The following is a 762-nucleotide window of genomic DNA, read 5'->3' on the forward strand; positions in this document are numbered from 1 at the left end:
ATTGTTGTCGAAGCTTATTTTGAAGGACATACAAGCACGTCTCCATGGTATTGGGCAAGCGCTGGAAAAACATTAACGACTGCTATCACTGGAATTGCTCAAGAAGAAGGCTTATTAACTATAAATGATAAAGTATCAGATTATATTGGAACGGGTTGGACGAGTTCACCTTTGGACAAAGAAAACCTAATTACTTGCAAAAAATTGTTATCAATGAATTCTGGCTTAGATGATGGATTAGGTGATGATATATCGGTTTCTAATTTGCAATATCTAGCAAATGCTGGTGACCGTTGGGCTTATCATAATGTATATGTAAAACTTCAAGATGTTATTGCTGAAGCGAGCAACCAAACTTGGTCTAATTATTTTAATTCAAAATTAAAAGATAGAATTGGTATGACTGGAGCTTGGATTCAGACTGGAGATTTTAACGTCTATTGGAGCACTGCTCGCAGCATGGCAAGATTCGGCTTATTAACTTACTCAGATGGAAAATGGGAAAACGAGCAAATCATTCCTGAAACTTATTTAGAGGATGCCATAAACACATCGCAAAACTTAAATAAATCTTATGGATATATGTGGTGGCTTAATGGAAAATCGACTTACAAATTACCACAATCTCAAATAGAATTCAATGGTCCTTTAATTTCAAATGCTCCATCAGATATGTATGCTGCATTAGGAAAAAATGATCAAAAAATATACGTTGTACCTAGTAAAAAATTAGTCATTATTAGAATGGGAAATTCGGCCAAT

General features: G+C 34.6%; 1 protein-coding gene. It reads left to right on the forward strand.

The window, feature by feature from the left end; all coding sequences use genetic code 11:
- A partial coding sequence (locus B2U95_RS04780) for a serine hydrolase domain-containing protein (protein WP_296313364.1) occupies positions 1–762 on the forward strand: 762 nt, incomplete at both ends.

The organism is Winogradskyella sp. UBA3174 (assembly GCF_002364335.1).
GTDB lineage: Bacteria > Bacteroidota > Bacteroidia > Flavobacteriales > Flavobacteriaceae > Winogradskyella.